This window comes from Cupriavidus sp. C1SS-2L (assembly GCF_057073735.1).
The window spans coordinates 433,924-451,456 of record NZ_CP172709.1 but is presented as its reverse complement, the minus strand read 5'-3'; the positions used below and the strand labels follow the sequence as shown (position 1 = coordinate 451,456).

Genomic DNA, 17,533 nt, shown 5'->3' with positions numbered 1-17,533 from the left:
CAGCACGCTGCCCGGATGCCGTCACACCCGCATGACCCGTGGCCATCTCCGGCGCGGGCAGTGCGATCGCGCGGCAGCACATGCAGGAGACACCTATATGAGCTTGTTTCGAACCAAAGACATTGACGCCATGCTGGTGAACAGCCACGTTGGCGGCCTGAAGAAGGTCCTGGGTCCGGTGGACCTTGTACTGATGGGCATCGGTGCCATCATCGGGACCGGCATTTTTGTGCTTACCGGAACGGGCGCCTTGACCGCCGGTCCCGCACTCACCATATCTTTCGTCATTGCCGCCATGGCCTGCGGCTTCGCCGCACTGTGCTATGCCGAGTTCGCCTCCGCCATCCCTGTGTCGGGATCGATCTACACCTATAGCTATGCGACGCTGGGCGAAATCATCGCGTGGATGATCGGCTGGGATCTTCTGCTCGAATACGGCCTCGCTACCTCGGCGGTGTCAGTGGGCTGGTCGGGATACTTCCAGTCGTTGGCGGCAGGTTTCGGCCTGCATTTGCCGGCGGCGCTGACAGCAGCTCCAGGCGCAGTGCCGGGCGTGCAGACCTTGTTCAACCTGCCGGCCTTCCTGATCATGCTGATTACCACGTGGGTGGTGTCCTGCGGCGTGCGTGAGTCGGCGCGCCTCAACAACGTGATGGTGGCGATCAAGGTTGCAGTGGTCGTGTTGTTCATCGCAGTCGGCGTCTGGCACGTCAAACCGGCCAACTGGCAGCCATTCGCGCCGTTCGGGGTATCCGGCATCTTCAATGCTGCAGCGCTGGTGTTCTTCGCCTTCATCGGCTTCGACGCGGTGACGTCGGCCGCCGAGGAAGTACGCAATCCGCACCGCGACCTGCCGGTCGGCATCATCGGCTCGCTGGCGGTCTGCACAGTGCTATACGTGATTGTCGCGGCCATCATGACCGGCGTCGTTCCCTTCGCCAAGTTCGCCGGCATCGACCATCCGGTGTCGCTGGTTCTGCAGTACGCGGGACAGAACTGGGTGGCCGGCTTTGTCGACCTGGGCGCGATTCTCGGCATGACCACTGTGATCCTGGTCATGACCTTTGGCCAGACTCGCGTCATCTTCGCCATGTCGCGCGACGGCCTGTTGCCCGCCAGGCTGTCGTCAGTACACCCGGTACACGCCACGCCATTCTTTGCCACCTGGACTGTCGGTATCGTATTCGCGATGATCGCCGCATTCGTGCCGCTCAATGTGCTGGCCGAGTTGATCAATATCGGCACGCTCTCCGCCTTCACGCTGATTTCGATCGCGGTGCTGGTGCTTCGCCGGACCCGTCCCGAACTGCATAGGGCCTTCCGATGCCCCGGCGTGCCGGTGGTTCCGCTGCTATCGGTGGGCTTCTGCCTGTTTCTGATGGCACACCTTCAAGCGCTGACCTGGATCGCATTTCTCACCTGGCTGGCGATCGGACTATCGGTCTACTTCCTGTACGCGCGCCGCAATGCGGTGCTACACGAAGGCAGCAGGTAGCGCGCGGGGCCACCTGTAAGCGCACACATGGACGCCACCGTTTGCCTGGCAACGATGGAATCCCGGTAGGACGCCAACCCGGCGCTGGCGCGACACGATCGCCCGCGCCGGACGCGATGGGGCTCCGCGCCCTGTCAAAGCCGCACCGCACTGCGACCCAGGCGGTGTGCCAAGGAAGGCAGAGCTACAGCTTTGCATTCCCCACGTCATGGAGAAGAAGTTGAACGACTGTACCCACGCAGCGGCCGCTGTCCGCCTGTTCGGCACCGGCGAAGGCCTGTCTCACGAGCGCGTGACGCTCGCCACCGATCCGGAATCCGGCCTGCAGGCCATCATCGCGATCTACAACACCAGACTCGGTCCTGCCTTCGGCGGCTGCCGGTACTGGACCTATGCAGCCGAGACCGAGGCGCTGTCCGACGCCCTGCGCCTGTCGCAGGGCATGGCCTATAAGAACGCCCTCGCCGGGCTCCCGTTCGGCGGCGGCAAGGCGGTGATCCTGCGCTCGCCTGCGCAGACAGACCGCGAACAACTCTTCCGCGCTTTCGGCCGCATGGTCGAGTCACTGCGCGGCAGCTATATCACGGCTGAAGATGTGGGTACGACGGTGGACGACATGCGCGCTGTCCAGGCCGAGACCCGCTATGTCAGCGGCATGCCGCGCGATGGCGGATTCGGTGGCAACCCTTCGCCGTGGACGGCTTACGGCGTGTTCGTCGGTATTCAAGCGGCGGCGCAGTACCGCCTGGACCGCAAGTCGCTCACTGGCCTGTCTGTGGCGGTTCAGGGTCTGGGGTCGGTAGGCTGGGAACTCTGCCGCCGCCTCCATGAAGCGGGCGCCATCCTGACCGTGGCCGATATCGACGCAGGGCGCACGACGCGGGCGCAACAGCAATTTGGCGCACGCGTCGTATCGCCGGAAGCCATTACGGCAGTGGATGCCGACATATTCGCGCCCTGCGCGCTGGGTGCCGTCATCACCGCGGCCGTGGCCGAAAACTGCCGCTTCCAGATCATCGCCGGCGGCGCAAACAACCAACTTGCCTCGCTGGCCGAGGGCGACACCCTGCATCAGCGCGGCGTCTTCTATGCGCCCGATTTCTTGATCAATGCCGGCGGCATCGTAAGTTGCGCGCGGGAATACCTCGGTGGCGTCGACGATTCCGCCCTGCGCGACGAAGTCGCTGGTATCCGCGATCGTGTACTCGGACTGGCGCAGCGCGTGGAGTCGACGCGCCAGGCGCCCGCACGCGCGGCAGTGACATGGGCGCACGAGGTGTTGTCGCGCGGCATCGCGCCGAACTGAGCGGTCACCCCCACACGGAGAAAGCTAGCGCTGTTTGATCTCAGCGAGGAGCCTTCGCGCGGTACCTATATCGGCGAGGTTGCCGCCCTCCATGATGCTGTCGCAGGCAGGCTGCAACACGGCGTATGCATTCCGCATGTCGCCGGTTGCTGCCAGCTGGCGGGCGAGGCTCAACGCCGCGCGAAGCGCGGGCAGACTTGCACCCTGTCTTTGTGCAATCGCGATCGCCTCAAGGAGGATCGTGAGTATTTCGTCTTGTTGTGCAAAGTCCCCGGTTGCGAGCAGTTCGGCTTTCAGACGCAAGATTTCCGATAGCTGGAAGCGTCCGCCGCGCTGGTTGACAATCGCAAGCGCACGTTCGATCTCTGCAAGCCCTGCCTCCGGCTTGCCTGCGCGGCCCAGCGCTTCGCCCAGCAGCGCATTGAAGAAGGGCAGCCCCATTTCTGCACCGGTCGCACTGATTGCCGAGATGCCCTCCCGCATCCGCTCGATCCCTTCGTCGAGGTCGCCGGTCTGTGCCACTGACCAGCCAAGCTGAAATTGGCCTTGCGACAGCAGCAGGGGCAACATGTACTCATCGCAGATTGAAATCTCCCGCTCAGCCCAGTGCTTCGCCTGGTCCGGCTCGCCGCGCAGGATATGCGCGAAGCTGCAGGCCCAGTACGCCAGTGCCGTAGTCAGCGGATGAGCGAGATCCTGCGCGAGTCCCAACGCCTCGTGGCAAACCGACAGTGCTTTGTCGGGGTATCCGCGCAAACACACAGCCAACGCGGTGAAGCATCGGCAGCACACGCCAGGATCATGTCCGGAGTACTTGAATGTCAGCGCATGGTCCCGCTCCCGCTCGTAAAGCGCTATTCCTTTGCTGCTGTGAAACTCCGACGTCGCATACTCGCCCATGAAAAAGCTGTTGGTCCAGAACAGGTGATGCGTCTCGATCTGCATCCCGTGGTCATGGGAATCCGCGGTCAGAGCGATGCATCGATTGCCAAGTTCACGGGCGATCTCCGATTCGCCACGGATCATTCGGTACTGCCCTTCGCCCCGCAGTGCGGTGAACAGCTCGCCCTTGTCGCCAAGCGCCTCGCAGAGCGTTCTGGCCTGCGTATAGGCGTCGAGGACTTCCTTCGCCGCCCACCCCTTCGCCGCCATCATGGTCACGCCGAGTACCTTTTGATATTCGAGCTCTTGCCTTAGCAGCGCAGGAGAAGGAGATAGCGTACCGATGATCCCGAGTCCCTGGATCAGGTGATCAAGCGCCTGCTGGTAGGAGAACCGCTGGAGCGCCTTGCCGGCAGACTGGTAGAGGTAATGGATGGCCTTGTCCCACAGCTCGCCGGCAATGGCGTGATGCGCGAGGCGTTCAACATGCTCGTCAAGACGTTGCGCGTAAAGTTGCTCGATGACATCCACGAGCCGTATATGCATGGAGCGCCTTCGCTCCTTGAGCACGCTTGCATAGGCGACGCGGTGCGTGAGCGCGTGCTTGAAGGTGTATTGCTGATGCGGCAAACGCTGGGTCTGATACAAAAACTCCGCTGCTTGCAGATTAGTGAGCAGATCGAGCAGCCGTTCGCGGTCCAGATCGGCGATCGGCTGCAGCACATCGACGGAGAACTCTTGACCAATCACGGCCGCCATTTGCATCAGCGACTTCTCCTCCGCCGGCAGGCGATCGATCCGCGAAGCGAGCACGGCATGCACCGTTGATGGAATGTCGGGCGTGTCGATCGTCCGCGCCATTTGATATGCGCCTTTCCGGCCAACCAGTGCGCCCGTGTCTGCAAGCGCGCGAACGGACTCCTCCAGGAAGAGCGGCGTGCACCCCGTACGCTCGATCAGGCGACGCCTCAGGGTGGAAAGCTCGCTGCCGTCGCCGAGGAGCATCTGCAGCAGCACCTTCGCGCTTTCGGCGTCGAGGTTGTCAACGTGAAGCTGGGAGAAATAGCTCTTTCCGAACCATGTGTGCCGATACTCGGGGCGATGGGTCACGAGAAGCAGGATGCGTGAAGCACCGATAAAGTCGACGAGATGATCGAGAACCGCCTGCGTGCCCTCATCGATCCAATGCAGATCCTCGACAACGAGTATCAATGGATGGGTGTGACTCGCACAAATCACGAAAGCGGCAAGCGCTTCGAGCGTCAGCTTGCGTTTTTGCGGTGGACTCGCCATGTCCCATTGCGGATCATCCGGAGGCAAGTCCAGCATGGCGGACAATGCGGGACAGGCCGACGCGAGCGCGGGGTCGACCGCTTCGACGCCGCGACGAAGCTTGCCGGCTGCCTCGTCCAGGGAGTCGCGGGCCGCGATCCGGAACCATGTCCGGAGCAAATTGGCTAGCGGAAGGTAGATCGCCCTCGTGTCGCGCGATGTCGCGCCTGTCTCGACTATGGTCCACCCGGCCGCCTGTTCCGAGTTGACGAACTCATGCACGAGGCGGGACTTTCCGACGCCGGGCTCCCCGACGATTGCGCATACCTGGCCTGCGCCGCGTCCGGCGCGCCCCAGCATTCCCCGCAAAGCAGACATCTCCGCGTCACGACCGACCAATTGCGTGAGGCCGCGCACCGTGCGGGCATTCCAGCGCAGGCGCAAATCGGACTTTGTGCGCAACAGGAAGATTTCGATGGGAGGCGCCGCACCGGGGAGCGGTCTCGCACGATCGTCCGATAGCTGGATGAAACCTTCGGCACACCGGACGGTGTCGGCGCTGACGCCGATTTCTCCGGCAGCGAGCGCGACATCGATCTGATTCGCGACCTGCGGAACGGCGCCGAGTGCGTCATAGTGCTGCGACCCGCCTTCCCCAATCGCGCGAACGACAGCTTCGCCGGAATGTACGCCAATGCGCACCTCCAGGGACCGGCCAATCAGCTCCGAGATGCGCTCGCGCATCGCCAGCGCGGCATAGCAGGCTTCTACCGCATGCTCTTCCTGCGCGACAGGGGCGCCAAACAGGGCAGTCACACCATCGCTCCTGACCTGGGTGACCAGGCCGCCGAATCGCTGAACGGCATCGGCCATCGCTTTCAGCACGGCGTCGACGCGCTCCAGTGCCGTTTCGTGATCCGTCACGCTGACTGGCTGGCGCACGCGGGCGCACAGCACACTCAGGTGCTTTCGCTCCGCTGGCAAGATCGTTGCGTTGCCTGCCTCGTAGCCAGTGCGCGACGCACTCGCTGTCTGCGTGTCCAGATTCTGGATCACCACGGCCGAACCTGCAGGCTCGCGATGCGCATCCCGCTGGATCTGAGCGGCCAGCCGCTGCGTGCTCTCCGCCGGGGCAATCCCGAGTTCAATATTGAGGGCGCGTACGCATTCCTGGTATTGGCGAACGGCAGCGTTGCGGTGTCCCGTCCTCGCATAGAGTTTCATGAGCACCGCATGAGCCCATTCGAGGGTCGGGTCAAGGGTCAATACTCTGCTTGCGGCAGCAATGGCGTGGTCCATCTCGCCTGATCGTTCGTAGTGGCCGGCAAGCTCGGTCAACACGTCCACGGCACGTTCATGAAACCAGCGGCGCTCAAGGATCATCCACTGCTCGAACGGTTCTTCACGAAGACCGAAGCCATCGAGCAGGACGCCCCGGTAGAGTGCCACCGCGTTTGCCAGGGAAGCCGCAGACCGGTCAGTTGCAAGGCGCCGGAATTGCAGCGCGTCGACTTCCACGGAGGGCTCGTCGAGCCAGACGGCATCAGACTCCGCGCGCAGGAGTGGCGGCGCGTTCGGCAGGATCCGGCGCAAGCTCGAGAGCGTCTGGCGCAGGCTCGCTCTTGCCTGCTCTTCCGCGCTGCGCTCCCAGAACACACTTGCCAGTTGCGCTCGCGACCGCAGCATGCCCGGCGACAAGGCGAGGTAGACCAGGATGGCCTTGCTTTTCCGGGTGGGAAAAGCCGGCGATCCCTGTTGCCCGGCCAGCCGGATCTGCAGGCCGCCGAGAACGTCGATCTTGAGCCGGGTCATGTCGTTCGTGAGGTGAAGCGTTGCTCTCAAAGAGTCTAGACCGCCCGGCGCAACTTTCATGCGCCCCTGCGGCAGCGCCGTATTTCATGGGTCACTTTCTACGGCGCCGATTGGAGCGTCCCGGTCAGGCCAGATGTCCGTGCCTCGTTGCGCTGAGGCACGAGCCCAACTGCATGAGCATTTTTTACGGCGTTTTTACGCGGACCCGACCCCTGATCACGGATTCATGACGTCAGGCGCCGATAGTCGGAAGCGTGATGGTGCTGCATTTCCAACGTGGACTTCCCCTTCGAAGCGCTGCGAAAGGCGAGTACTACCGTCGCAGGATGCCGGACAGCCCGGCGTTTGATCCGTGCGGGTGGGAAGACGGTTGACGCCCACGGCCGCCACGGGGTGTGTGAGATATGGAAGGAGATGTGCCAAATGGAAATCATGACCGAATTCGATGGTGCGACTATCAACCGCTACGCCAAGTGCATCGCTGCGTCCAAGCGCGTGCGCTGGGATATCGACCGCGATGTGATTCGCGGTCGAAGCTTCGATTATTCGAAGAAGTTTCTGCCCGATGCGCTCTCGAAGGTCGACGCGCTTTCCTTTCTTGGGCAGGACGAAAAACGTCTGCTCAGCCAGGTCCAGGGTCGCACCTACGCGAACATGTTCGGACTTGTCGAACGCTTCATCGCAGCAAAGGTGCTCGAGATGAGCGGACCACACCGACTCGGCAACCAGACGGCACTCGAAGCGCTCGTGCGGTTCAGCGATGAAGAGATCAAGCATCAGGAGCTGTTTCGCCGCATCGAACACATGTGCGCCGAAGGCATGCCGGACGGTTACACGTTCCTGCCGGAAGCAAACAGTGTGGCATCGTTTGTACTAGCGAAGTCCACCTGGGCGGTGCTCGCCCTGACCTGCCACATCGAACTCTTCGTGCTCGCGCACTATCGAGGCAGCATCGACGGGGACATGAATTCCTCCGATCTATGGAAGGATGTGTTCCTCTTTCACTGGCGCGAGGAATCGCAGCACGCGATTCTGGACGAACTCGAATGGCAGCGCGAAGACGCGAAGCTTTCACCTGAAGAACGCGACACGGCCGTTAACGATCTGATCGAACTGGTCGCCGCCGTGGATGGCATCCTGCAGTCCCAGGCGAGTGCTGACGCGGACTACTTCGCGATGATCTGCGGCCGCTCGCTGTCGATGACCGAGAAGGATTCCGTGCGCAGCGGCCTGCTGGCGGCATACAGGTGGCAGTACATCATCTCCGGCGTTCAGGAGCCGCGCTTCAGTCAGGTTCTCAGCAACATGATCACTGGAAACCAACTGTCCAGAATCGAAGCCGCGATGGCGCCGATCATGAGTTAACGGTCACGTCAGTGGCGGCTATGATGTGCTGGCTGCAGGTGGAGACTTACGCTCACACGAGATCCGGCAGGAGGTGCTGTCGCGCGACCTGTTCGCACAGCATGGCAACCTCCTTGTCGACTGCATAGAGAAACAGCAGCTCCTTCTGGGAGCAATGACGCGTTCTGCGCCAGATTTTCGATTTCACGCCGTGGTGATCATTCACGTCGTTTGGGGTAGTGCCTGCTTCGTGCATCAGCGATCGAATATCCCGCGCCAGGGTTCTCGCTCTGGCAGCAGCGTGTTGGCCCCAAAGCATATAAGCGGCGGACGTTATTTCTCTCAGAAGACTCACTAATCACTTCCTCCTTTCATTGACCAAATCAAGCGGCGGCCGAGCGGCGATCGCCTCATGCCGGGTCGGATTCAACGGAAGCAATATAGGGAATTAACGGCCGGCTTGATTTGCATTGCACACAGTTGGCTTAGCATTTGCTGCCATGTGGGGAGCGCGACACGGAGAAGACTGCGTGTTTCACCAGACATATCGAACTCCAACACTGCCCCCACACCCATGCCACGGTCCGCTCTGCGAACTATTGACCGGGAACTGGTAGCCGAACTGCCGTACATGCTCATGCGGGTATCCGGCCGCTCGCGCCTCGTAGGCTGAGCGCATAGCAGATCACTCCGACGAAATGGTCGGAGATCAGGCGAAACGGACTTTCATTCGCCGCACCTTTGCCAGTCGTGGTGTAGGTGTGCCGCGGTCCGGTGATGCCCCGATGCCAGCAAGCCGTTCGCGTTTCGCGAATGGCCCTTTCGGAAATGGCAATTTGTTGTTCGCGGAAATCACTGGCATCGTTAGGCATCAGCACGATGCCCATACCCGTGCCCAGTCTCAGCGATACCTGCCGCAATTTCCCAGGAGCAAGCGACCATGCACGCCAACATGTCACAACGTCTACGTTCCCTGCTATTCGTTCCCGCGGACAGCGACAGGAAACTCGCCGCAGCACTCAAGACGGGAGCCGATGGCCTGGTCTTTGACCTCGAAGATGCCGTTCCCGAGCATGGCAAGGAAGAGGCGCGGCGCAAGCTGGCGGCATTTCTTGGGGAGAACCGTCAAGGCATGGACGCTGCGGTGATGGTGCGGGTCAACGGCCTGGCGTCGGGACATATTCTTCAGGACCTGGCCGCTGTCGTGCCTCACCGTCCCGATGCGATCGTGCTTCCCAAGTGCAGGGGCGTGGCCGATGTTCATCGCCTGTGCGATTTCCTCGCGGCGCTCGAGTGCGTGTTGCTCGACAGCGCGTGGGAGACCGGCATCGTTGCCATGGCCACCGAGTCATCGGAAGGGGTGTTTGGCCTGTCTTCATACCGGAATGCCCCGATGCGCCTGCGCGCCTTGATGTGGGGCGTGGACGATCTCGCGGCCGACCTTGGGGCGCGCTCGTCGCACCAGGGCAGGGAACTCACCGCACCGTTTTCCGTGGCACGTACGATGTGCCTGATGGCAGCCGCACAGGCTGGGATCGACGCCATCGACGCGGTCAGCACCAATCTGTCCGACGACGCCGAGATCGGCCACGAGGCGGCGCAGGCAAAGCGCGACGGCTTTACTGCCAAGGCTGCCGCCCATCCCTCCCATATCGAAGCGATCAATCAAGCCTTCATGCCCCAGGTGGAAGAGATTCGCTGGGCACGAGAGGTGGTCGAGGCGTTTTCAAAGGTGGGCGCTTCGGGCGTGGTGAAGCTGGGCAAGACCATGATTGACCGTCCCCACTTGCGACTGGCGCATCGGATCCTTTGCCAGGTGGAAGGCGAGGACTGATCGCGCTATGCAGATATCGGTGCGGCGTCTTGCTGCCGCCCGACGGTCCCGAAGGTCGGCACTAAGCGCCGAGAGGCGCCGGAGCGCCTGTGGAAGAGAACTCGATGCCGCTCGCTGCGACGACCGTCTACGGCGTGGAGGGACAGCGTCGCACTGGCGCAGCGTCATGGCACCGACGACTTCGCCGGCGGACTCGCCTCGGAAATTGCGCGGCTGTCGTTGGTCGGGTGATGTCCGATTCGGGAGTACGACAAAAACTCGGGCAGGTTCACCCCTGCTGCCCCGGACAGGCCCTCACCCCAGCCTGCCGCCGATCTTCTCGCTGATGGATTGCGCGACCCGCCGCACCACCGGAATCAGCGCTCGCAGTTGCGCTTCGTCGGTGTAATCGGTCGTCCCCGTGACGCTGATGGCTGCCACCGTCTGGCCGCTGGCATCGCGGATGGGCACCGCCACGCAGCAGATGCTCGGCGCGTCTTCTTCAAGGTCAAAGGCATAGCCGCCCTGCGCGTACACGCGCATGCCGGCGAGCCACCGATCGAGAGGAAGCTGCACGTTGCCCCGCTTCGCATCGTATTCGTAGCGAGCTTTCCACTTGTCCTCGGTCTCGTCGAGGATCAGCGCCTTGCCCACGCCGGTCGAGCAGACCGGCTTGCGGCCGCCAATGCGCGAATTGACGCTGATCGGGCGCTGCCCGCCGATCTTGTCGAGGTAGATGATCTCGTCGCCGTCGAGTTGGGCGAGGTGAATGGTGTCCCGGGTTTGCTCGGCCAGTTCTTCCATGCCGGCGCGCGCGCTGCGCGTAATGTCCGAGTCGCGGTAGGCGGCGAAGCCGAGTTCCAGCAGGCGCGGGCCCAGCCGGTAGCCGCGTCGCGGCTCGAAATGGAGGTAGCGCGCCTGCACTAGGGCCGACGCCAGCCGGTGCGTGGTGCTGAACGGCAGTCCGGTGCGGTTCGCGATGTCCTGCACGGTCTGGGAACCGGCCGCGACGGCATCGACCACGTCCAGGCCGCGGAAAAGCGTCTGGCTGGCGAGGGCGCGGGTGGGATTGGTGGTGTCGGTCATGCCGGCAAGTGTAACGCCGCCGGAGGTGTCCGGCGGCACTTCGCGCGCGCGTAGGCCGAACGCAGGCCCAATCGCTTTATGCCTTGTTGAGCAGGTCCAGCGCCACGTCGACAATCATGTCTTCCTGGCCGCCGACCATGCGGCGCTTGCCAAGCTCGACCAGGATGTCGACGGTCTTGATGCCGTACTTGTTGGCGGCGACTTCGGAGTGGCGCAGGAAGCTCGAATACACGCCTGCGTAGCCTAGTGCCAAGGTCTCGCGGTCGACGCGCACCGGGCGGTCCTGCAGCGGACGGACGATGTCATCGGCGGCGTCCATCAGCGTGTACAGATCGGTGCCGTGGTCCCAGCCCATGCGGTCGGCGGCGGCGATGAAGACTTCGAGCGGCGCATTGCCGGCGCCGGCGCCCATGCCGGCCAGGCTGGCGTCGATGCGGTCGCAGCCTTCCTCGACGGCGACGATCGAATTGGCCACGCCGAGCGACAAATTGTGGTGGGCGTGCATACCCGTCGTGGTCGACGGGTCGAGCACGGCCTTGAGCGCGCGGAAGCGGGCCCGGACATCATCCATGCTGAGCGCGCCGCCGGAATCGACCACGTAGATCGTGGTCGCGCCGTAGCTTTCCATCTTCTTCGCCTCGACCGCCAGGTTTTCCGGCGTCGTCATGTGGCTCATCATCAGGAAGCCGACCGTATCCATGCCCAGTTCGCGCGCACGCTCGATGTGCTGGCGCGAGACGTCGGCCTCGGTGCAGTGCGTGGCCACGCGCACGATGCGCGCGCCGGCCTTGTAAGCGTTGTCCAGGTCATGGATGGTGCCGATGCCGGGCAGCAGCAGCGTGGCGATCTGCGCGTGCGAGATCTCGCTGGCCACGGCCTCGATCCACTCCAGGTCGGTGTGGGCGCCGAAGCCGTAGTTGAAGCTGGAGCCCTGCAGGCCGTCGCCGTGGGCGACTTCGATGGAATCGACGCGGGCCTTGTCGAGCGCGCGGGCGATGTCCTTGACGTTCTGGATCGAATACTGGTGGCGGATGGCGTGGCTGCCGTCACGCAGCGTCACGTCGGAAATGTAGAGCTTCTTGCCGGGGTTGAAAGGCATGGCGGGTGTCTCCTCAAGCAGTCAGTGCGGCCTGCGCCATGCGCTCGGCGGTGGCCAGCGCGGCGGAGGTCATGATGTCCAGGTTGCCGGCGTAGGCGGGCAGGTAGTGGGCGGCGCCCTCGACCTCCAGGAACACCGACGTTTTCAGGCCGCTGAACTTGCCGAGGCCCGGGATATTGAGCGGAGCGCTGGCCGGAATCTCGTCGAACTGCACTTTCTGCTTGAGGCGGTAGCCGGGCACGTACTGCTGCACGGCGGCGGCCATTTCCTCGATGGAGGCTTCCACCTCCGCGCGGTTGGCGGCGGCGCTCAGCACGTAGACCGTGTCGCGCATGATCAGCGGCGGCTCGGCCGGGTTCAGCACGATGATGGCCTTGCCCTTGGCGGCGCCGCCGATCACTTCAATCGCCTTCGACGTGGTCTCGGTGAACTCGTCGATGTTGGCGCGCGTGCCCGGGCCGGCCGACTTGCTGGAGATCGATGCAACGATTTCGGCGTAGTGGACCTTTGCGACGCGTGACACGGCCGCGACCATGGGGATGGTCGCCTGACCGCCGCAGGTGACCATGTTGACGTTCAGCGCGTCGAGGCGGTCGTCCAGATTGACCACGGGCACGCAGTACGGGCCGATGGCCGCCGGGGTGAGGTCGATCATGCGGATGCCCGGCTTGACTTCGCGCAGGCGCGCGTCGTTCTTGACGTGGGCGCCAGCGCTGGTGGCGTCGAAGACGACGTCGATGTCGGCGAAATTCGGCAGGCTGATCAGCCCCTCCACGCCTTCATGCGTGGTCGCCACACCCATGCGGGCAGCACGCGCCAGGCCATCCGATGCCGGATCGATGCCGACCATGGCGCCCATCTCGAGGTGCTTGCCATGGCGCAGGATCTTGATCATCAGGTCCGTGCCGATATTGCCGGATCCGATGATCGCGGCCTTGAGTTTCCTTGTCGCCAATTGAGCCTCCTTGGGTGGCGCGTTGCTGCCGGCCCTCTGTTGTGTCGGGAATGGGCAGCAGGGGCGGTCTTGCGGGATTCGGTGGCCGCGCCCGTGGACGAAGATTACTCTGCCTCGAAGAAATTATCAATATGCGAGATTAATTCTCATATATTGAGAATAGCAAGAGCGAGGCAAAGAGATTTTCAACGTACGTTTTCAGCGCGGTATGCGGCGCCGGGTAATTCAGTGTTGCCAGAAAGTCTCTGGGCTACCATAGAGCGATGGCAACGAGCCGTCCTGATCGCGCCAAATCAAGCCGGCAGCCACCTTCTACCTGGTCCAACGGAGCATTCATGCGTTCAGCTGTGTCCGTCTTACTGCAATCCGCGGCAACCGCGCTGCTGCTGGCCGCGGCTTCCTCGGCTATTGCCGCGCCACCTTCGACCAGCCAGCCGCTGGTCCTCGATACGCAAGGCGGCATCCACGACGGAAAGAGCGGCGGCACCGGACTTCAGACAGCACCGCCTTCGCGTCGCGGCGCCGCAGGAGGCCAGCCGTACATGGCACCCGAGGCTTCGCAGCCCAATGGGGCTGCGCAGTATCCAATCATCGTCGCGCCGTATATCGAAGTGCCCGGCGGCGGACCGAATCCCCCTTATCCGACTCCGCGTCCAAGGCCTACGCCACATTAGCCGTGAGGCGAATGCGGACTTAATCCGGGCTGTCGATGGCAGCGAGCAGGTCCTCCGGATGGACCATCAACTCGCGGACCTCGCGCATCACCGCGTATTGGTTCAACACTGCAGCCCAGCGCGGTGATTCCACCAATTGCTGCCACACCGGTTCGAGGCTGCGTGTGTCTGCGTGCTGCGTTTCCGCGACGCAAGCCGCGAAGTCCAGGCTGGCCTGCGCGGACAGCAACTGCATCCGGCTGGCCGCACTGAGCAAACGCGGCGTCGCCTCGGCAGGGGCATTGCTGCAGTAGAGCACCGTATCGGCGAGCGCGGTTTCGTCGGTAGGTAGCGTGCTCAACGAAGCGCCGCGCAGCCTGACCACGCCTTCACGCGTTTCAAAATCATAGATCACGGTAGCGTCCGCTTGCGCGAGCAGGCGCATGCCGCGCAGCAACCGCGGGAAGTCGGTGGTAGCCGCATCGGCGGAGGCCTTCGCTTCTGCGAGCAGGCAGATGTCCCAGGCCGGTGCATCGTCGATCGTTTCCGCCTGCCTCAGCAGTACCGCATCCCATTCGGTCTTGGCGCGCTCGTGCTTTGCGGGCATGGATGCGGGTACGCGCATCGATGTGACAACACGGTATGGAGCCCCGGTGCCATCTGCCTCATTGAGTCCGCGCGCCAAGGCCTGAAGCGCCTGTGCCGTGAGTGCTTCGACGGCAGTGCCACGCCGCTGCGCGTCAACGCCCTGGGCCGCAGCCGCGGCAGTGCCGGAGCGTGGACCATGTCGGTCCCACAGCGTCCGGTACTGGCGCACGAGCGCATCGGACGCTAGCGTTTCGAGGCGCCGCAAGCGTTCCAGTTCGGGATTGTCGGCGAGCCGCGACAAACGATGCCGGGTCGGTGTGTCGTCTGGGATCGCCGGCAGATCCAGCAGCTGTTGCACTGCGTCGTGCAGCGCTGACCACGATGACGATGATGCCAACGCATGCAGCTTCGCCATCCCCTCACTTTGTGGCTTGCGCGGATGGGCCAACGCATTGACGCTTGCGAGGACCGGACGCCGATCCTGCTCGGCACGCGCGGACAGCGACGCATACTCGCGAACATGCGTCACGCGGTGCCGAAGCAGCATGGCCTGAAAGACGGGATCGCCGGCATCCACGCGCATTGCGTCGTGTATCAGCCGGGCGAGCGCATCGACGAACAGGCGTTTGAGCGTAGCGTCCGGAGATTCGCCGCGAGCCAACGCCAGGCGCGCCTGTTCGATCACGGTTGCCAGCGTGGCAGAGGGACCTGCTTCTCCCGTCTCGGATAGAGCAGGCAATCGATACCGGCGAGCAACGGCGCGCAGCGTCTGCTGAAGCAAGGCGGGCGGCGGCAACAGGGGCATGGCAATACTTTGCAGGTCAGGATCCGGGCTGTCGTTCGCGAACGTTGCGTTGCCGATCATCCATCGGTGATATCTCCCACCATGCCGGCAACATTTCCCGCACTTCCGGCCGCCCAAAACGATCGTCGATCAGCCACACCACGCCGCGGTCCTCTCGGGTGCGGATCACGCGGCCGGCTGCCTGCACGACCTTGCGCAGGCCCGGATACAGGTAGGCGTAGTCATAGCCGCGGCCGAATGCGGCATCCATCCGTTCGCGCAGTTGTTCGTTGACCGGGTTCACCTGGGGCAGCCCCAGCGTGGCCACGAACGCGCCGATCAGCCGGTCGCCCGGAAGATCCACGCCTTCGGAGAACACGCCGCCAAGCACCGCAAAGCCGATACCGCAGCCGCCCGGCGCAAACGCGTCGAGGAACGCGGCCTGACCGGCCTCGGTCATGCCGCGTGCCTGAGACCAGGTCGGGATACCAGGATGGCATTCGGCCAGCAGCGCCGCGGCCTGCTGCAGATAATCATGGCTGCTGAAGAAGGCCAGGTAGTTGCCGGGACGCCGCGCGTACTGGCCGGCAATCAGTTCCACGATTGCCGGCAGCGAGCGTTGCCGGTGGGAATAGCGCGTGGAGATATGGCGTGCGACGTGCACGTCGAGCTGCTCGGGCTGGAACGGCGAGGGCACTTCGACCCACACCGCACTGGCGGGCATGCCAAGCAGGTTGCGGTAATAGTCGGCCGGCTGCAGCGTGGCGGAAAACAGCGTGGTCGAATGTGCGCCCGCGAAGCGCGGCGCGAGATAAGGCGCAGGCAACAGATTGCGTACGCACAGCGCGGCATCCACGCCGGAACGGCCGCGCGGTGTGCGCGTGATATCGAACAGCGAATGCTTGCCGCCGTACTCCGTCATCTGCTCCGCCAGGCGCAAGAAGTGCATCGCATCGAAATAGAAGCGTTCGAGCGTGGCGTCGTGCCGCTGCGGATGCTCGCTCATGTCGTCGATGATGGCAGTACACAGCTGCGTCAGCGCTTCAATGAATGCCGCGGGCTCTTCGTCGTGCGTTTCGTACTCCGCCTCGCTCCACTTGGCCAGCGTGTTCCACTGCCGATAGACCTTGTTCATCTTCGACTTCAACGCACCTGGCGCGGACAGCCGCACGCCGCGGAACGCCGCGTGGTCCAGCGTGGCGGTGTACATGGTGCGGCCGCGTTCGACCAGATTGTGTGCTTCATCCACAAGCACGCTCACGCGCCATTCGTTCAGCGCGGTCAGCGCATACAGCATCGCGCTGCGGTCGAAATAGTAGTTGTAGTCGGCCACCACCAGATCGCTCCAGCGGATCATCTCCTGCGTGAGGTAATACGGGCACACCGTATGCGTACGGGCGATCTCGCGCACGGCGTGGCGATCCAGCAGCGGTACGCGGCTCGCGGCATCGCGCGCCGCTGGCAACCGGTCATAGAAGCCTTGCGCCAGCGGGCAGGATTCGCCGTGACAGGCCAGATCAGGATGCTCGCAGGCCTTGTCGCGTGCCGTGAGTTCCAGCACGCGCAGCGGCGCATCGTCGGGCTTGCCGCGCAGTTGTGCAGTCGCCTGCAGCGCGACGGCGCGGCCCGTCGACCGTGCGGACAGGAAGAAGATCTTGTCGATGCGCTGCGCGGGCATGGCCTTCAAGGCCGGAAACACCGTGCCGATCGACTTGCCGATGCCGGTAGGCGCCTGCGCCAGCAGCGTACGTGCCGAGGCGTTGGCCTTGTAGACCGACTCCGCCAGCAGGCGCTGGCCGTCGCGGAATGTGCCATGGGGAAAGGCCAGCGCCTGCAGGCCCGCATCGCGATCGCTGCGATGCGCGATTTCACGCTCGGCCCAGTGCATGAAGCGGCGGCAGCTGTCTTCAAAGAAGGCACGCAGCGTCGCGGCGTCATAGCGTTCCTTCAGCACGCGTTCGCGCTGGCTCAGGATGTCGAAATAAACGAGCGCCACGTCGATCTTCTGCAGATTGCGGGCTTCGCATAGCAGCCACCCGTAGATCTTTGCCTGCGCCCAGTGCAGCGCCTGATGGTTCTGCGGGATCTCGGCCTTGTCGCCGCGTATGGTCTTGATTTCCTCGACGCGGTTCGCCACGGGATCGTAGCCATCGGCACGGCCGCGGACGCGCAGGCCTTCGAATTCACCCGACAGCGTTACCTCGGACTCGTAGCCCGGCCCGCGGCGGCTGGTGACCACGCCATGGCCCGCAACGCCTTCCTGCCCCGTGGGCGACGGCGTGAAGCGCAGGTCGAGGTCGCCGGCCTTGGCGGTGAATTCGCATAAGGTGCGAACGGCGACGGTGTAGCGGGGTGGGGCGGTTTGGGTGGCGGACAAGGCGCAAACAGGCGGGGATTTCGCAACTGTATGAATATACAGTCAATGTGCGCAGGCCGGAGGAGCT

General features: G+C 63.6%; 12 protein-coding genes. 4 read left to right on the top strand and 8 right to left on the bottom strand.

Annotated features, from left to right (window positions below; all coding sequences use genetic code 11):
* Window positions 1-97 precede the first annotated feature (97 nt).
* Together bcaP and ACIGJG_RS19715 are read left to right on the top strand one after the other, a co-directional pair.
* Entirely contained in the window at window positions 98-1,495 is a 1,398-nt protein-coding gene (gene bcaP / locus ACIGJG_RS19720) for a branched-chain amino acid transporter BcaP (protein ID WP_011301920.1), read from the top strand.
* A gap of 208 nt (window positions 1,496-1,703) precedes the next feature.
* A complete protein-coding gene (locus tag ACIGJG_RS19715) occupies window positions 1,704-2,801 on the top strand; it encodes a Leu/Phe/Val dehydrogenase (protein WP_011301921.1) in 1,098 nt (365 codons plus the stop codon).
* Between the two features lie 24 nt (window positions 2,802-2,825).
* On the opposite strand, the gene ACIGJG_RS19710 is transcribed toward ACIGJG_RS19715, so the two are convergent.
* Complete coding sequence (locus ACIGJG_RS19710; protein ID WP_483673778.1) at window positions 2,826-6,827, bottom strand: AfsR/SARP family transcriptional regulator; 4,002 nt, start codon at window positions 6,825-6,827, stop codon at window positions 2,826-2,828.
* Window positions 6,828-7,190: 363 nt separating this feature from the next.
* Here ACIGJG_RS19710 and ACIGJG_RS19705 point away from each other — a divergent pair, with 363 nt between their 5' ends.
* The gene (locus ACIGJG_RS19705; protein ID WP_011301924.1) at window positions 7,191-8,132 is read left to right on the top strand and encodes a hypothetical protein; all 942 of its coding nucleotides are present in this window, start codon (window positions 7,191-7,193) and stop codon (window positions 8,130-8,132) included.
* Between the two features lie 52 nt (window positions 8,133-8,184).
* Here the strand turns inward: ACIGJG_RS19705 and ACIGJG_RS19700 are convergent, their stop codons facing one another.
* On the bottom strand, window positions 8,185-8,367 hold the full coding sequence (locus ACIGJG_RS19700) for a hypothetical protein (protein ID WP_140948829.1): 183 nt from the start codon (window positions 8,365-8,367) through the stop codon (window positions 8,185-8,187).
* Between the two features lie 379 nt (window positions 8,368-8,746).
* A complete protein-coding gene (locus ACIGJG_RS19695) occupies window positions 8,747-8,998 on the bottom strand; it encodes a hypothetical protein (RefSeq protein WP_140948828.1) in 252 nt (83 codons plus the stop codon).
* A 53-nt stretch (window positions 8,999-9,051) separates the two neighbouring features.
* Between ACIGJG_RS19695 and ACIGJG_RS19690 the strand changes: the two genes are divergently transcribed.
* Window positions 9,052-9,945: an HpcH/HpaI aldolase/citrate lyase family protein gene (locus ACIGJG_RS19690; RefSeq protein WP_011301926.1), complete on the top strand. Its 894-nt coding sequence runs from the start codon at window positions 9,052-9,054 to the stop codon at window positions 9,943-9,945.
* 294 nt (window positions 9,946-10,239) lie between these two features.
* Here the strand turns inward: ACIGJG_RS19690 and ACIGJG_RS19685 are convergent, their stop codons facing one another.
* From ACIGJG_RS19685 to ACIGJG_RS19665, 5 genes are all read right to left on the bottom strand, one after another.
* Window positions 10,240-11,010, bottom strand: a complete 771-nt coding sequence (locus tag ACIGJG_RS19685) for an IclR family transcriptional regulator (RefSeq protein ID WP_483673777.1) — start codon at window positions 11,008-11,010, stop codon at window positions 10,240-10,242.
* A 76-nt stretch (window positions 11,011-11,086) separates the two neighbouring features.
* Window positions 11,087-12,109: a 4-hydroxy-2-oxovalerate aldolase gene (gene dmpG / locus ACIGJG_RS19680; protein WP_140948826.1), complete on the bottom strand. Its 1,023-nt coding sequence runs from the start codon at window positions 12,107-12,109 to the stop codon at window positions 11,087-11,089.
* Between the two features lie 13 nt (window positions 12,110-12,122).
* Window positions 12,123-13,064 (bottom strand): acetaldehyde dehydrogenase (acetylating), encoded by a 942-nt coding sequence (locus ACIGJG_RS19675; RefSeq protein WP_011301929.1) that lies wholly within the window; start codon window positions 13,062-13,064, stop codon window positions 12,123-12,125.
* Window positions 13,065-13,757: 693 nt separating this feature from the next.
* Window positions 13,758-15,110: a 3-deoxy-D-arabino-heptulosonate 7-phosphate synthase gene (locus tag ACIGJG_RS19670; RefSeq protein WP_483674025.1), complete on the bottom strand. Its 1,353-nt coding sequence runs from the start codon at window positions 15,108-15,110 to the stop codon at window positions 13,758-13,760.
* Window positions 15,111-15,126: 16 nt separating this feature from the next.
* Window positions 15,127-17,466 (bottom strand): ATP-dependent DNA helicase, encoded by a 2,340-nt coding sequence (locus ACIGJG_RS19665; protein WP_140948824.1) that lies wholly within the window; start codon window positions 17,464-17,466, stop codon window positions 15,127-15,129.
* Window positions 17,467-17,533: the final 67 nt, after the last annotated feature.

What these genes read in the sequence shown, in the direction of transcription:
- ACIGJG_RS19685 (WP_483673777.1), bottom strand. Translation starts at nt 11,010, where the DNA reads ATGACCGACACCACCAATCCCACCCGCGCCCTCGCCAGCCAGACGCTT.
- dmpG (WP_140948826.1), bottom strand. Translation starts at nt 12,109, where the DNA reads ATGCCTTTCAACCCCGGCAAGAAGCTCTACATTTCCGACGTGACGCTG.
- ACIGJG_RS19695 (WP_140948828.1), bottom strand. Translation starts at nt 8,998, where the DNA reads ATGGGCATCGTGCTGATGCCTAACGATGCCAGTGATTTCCGCGAACAA.
- ACIGJG_RS19710 (WP_483673778.1), bottom strand. Translation starts at nt 6,827, where the DNA reads ATGAAAGTTGCGCCGGGCGGTCTAGACTCTTTGAGAGCAACGCTTCAC.
- ACIGJG_RS19700 (WP_140948829.1), bottom strand. Translation starts at nt 8,367, where the DNA reads ATGCACGAAGCAGGCACTACCCCAAACGACGTGAATGATCACCACGGC.
- ACIGJG_RS19715 (WP_011301921.1), top strand. Translation starts at nt 1,704, where the DNA reads ATGGAGAAGAAGTTGAACGACTGTACCCACGCAGCGGCCGCTGTCCGC.
- ACIGJG_RS19670 (WP_483674025.1), bottom strand. Translation starts at nt 15,110, where the DNA reads ATGCCCCTGTTGCCGCCGCCCGCCTTGCTTCAGCAGACGCTGCGCGCC.
- bcaP (WP_011301920.1), top strand. Translation starts at nt 98, where the DNA reads ATGAGCTTGTTTCGAACCAAAGACATTGACGCCATGCTGGTGAACAGC.
- ACIGJG_RS19690 (WP_011301926.1), top strand. Translation starts at nt 9,052, where the DNA reads ATGCACGCCAACATGTCACAACGTCTACGTTCCCTGCTATTCGTTCCC.
- ACIGJG_RS19705 (WP_011301924.1), top strand. Translation starts at nt 7,191, where the DNA reads ATGGAAATCATGACCGAATTCGATGGTGCGACTATCAACCGCTACGCC.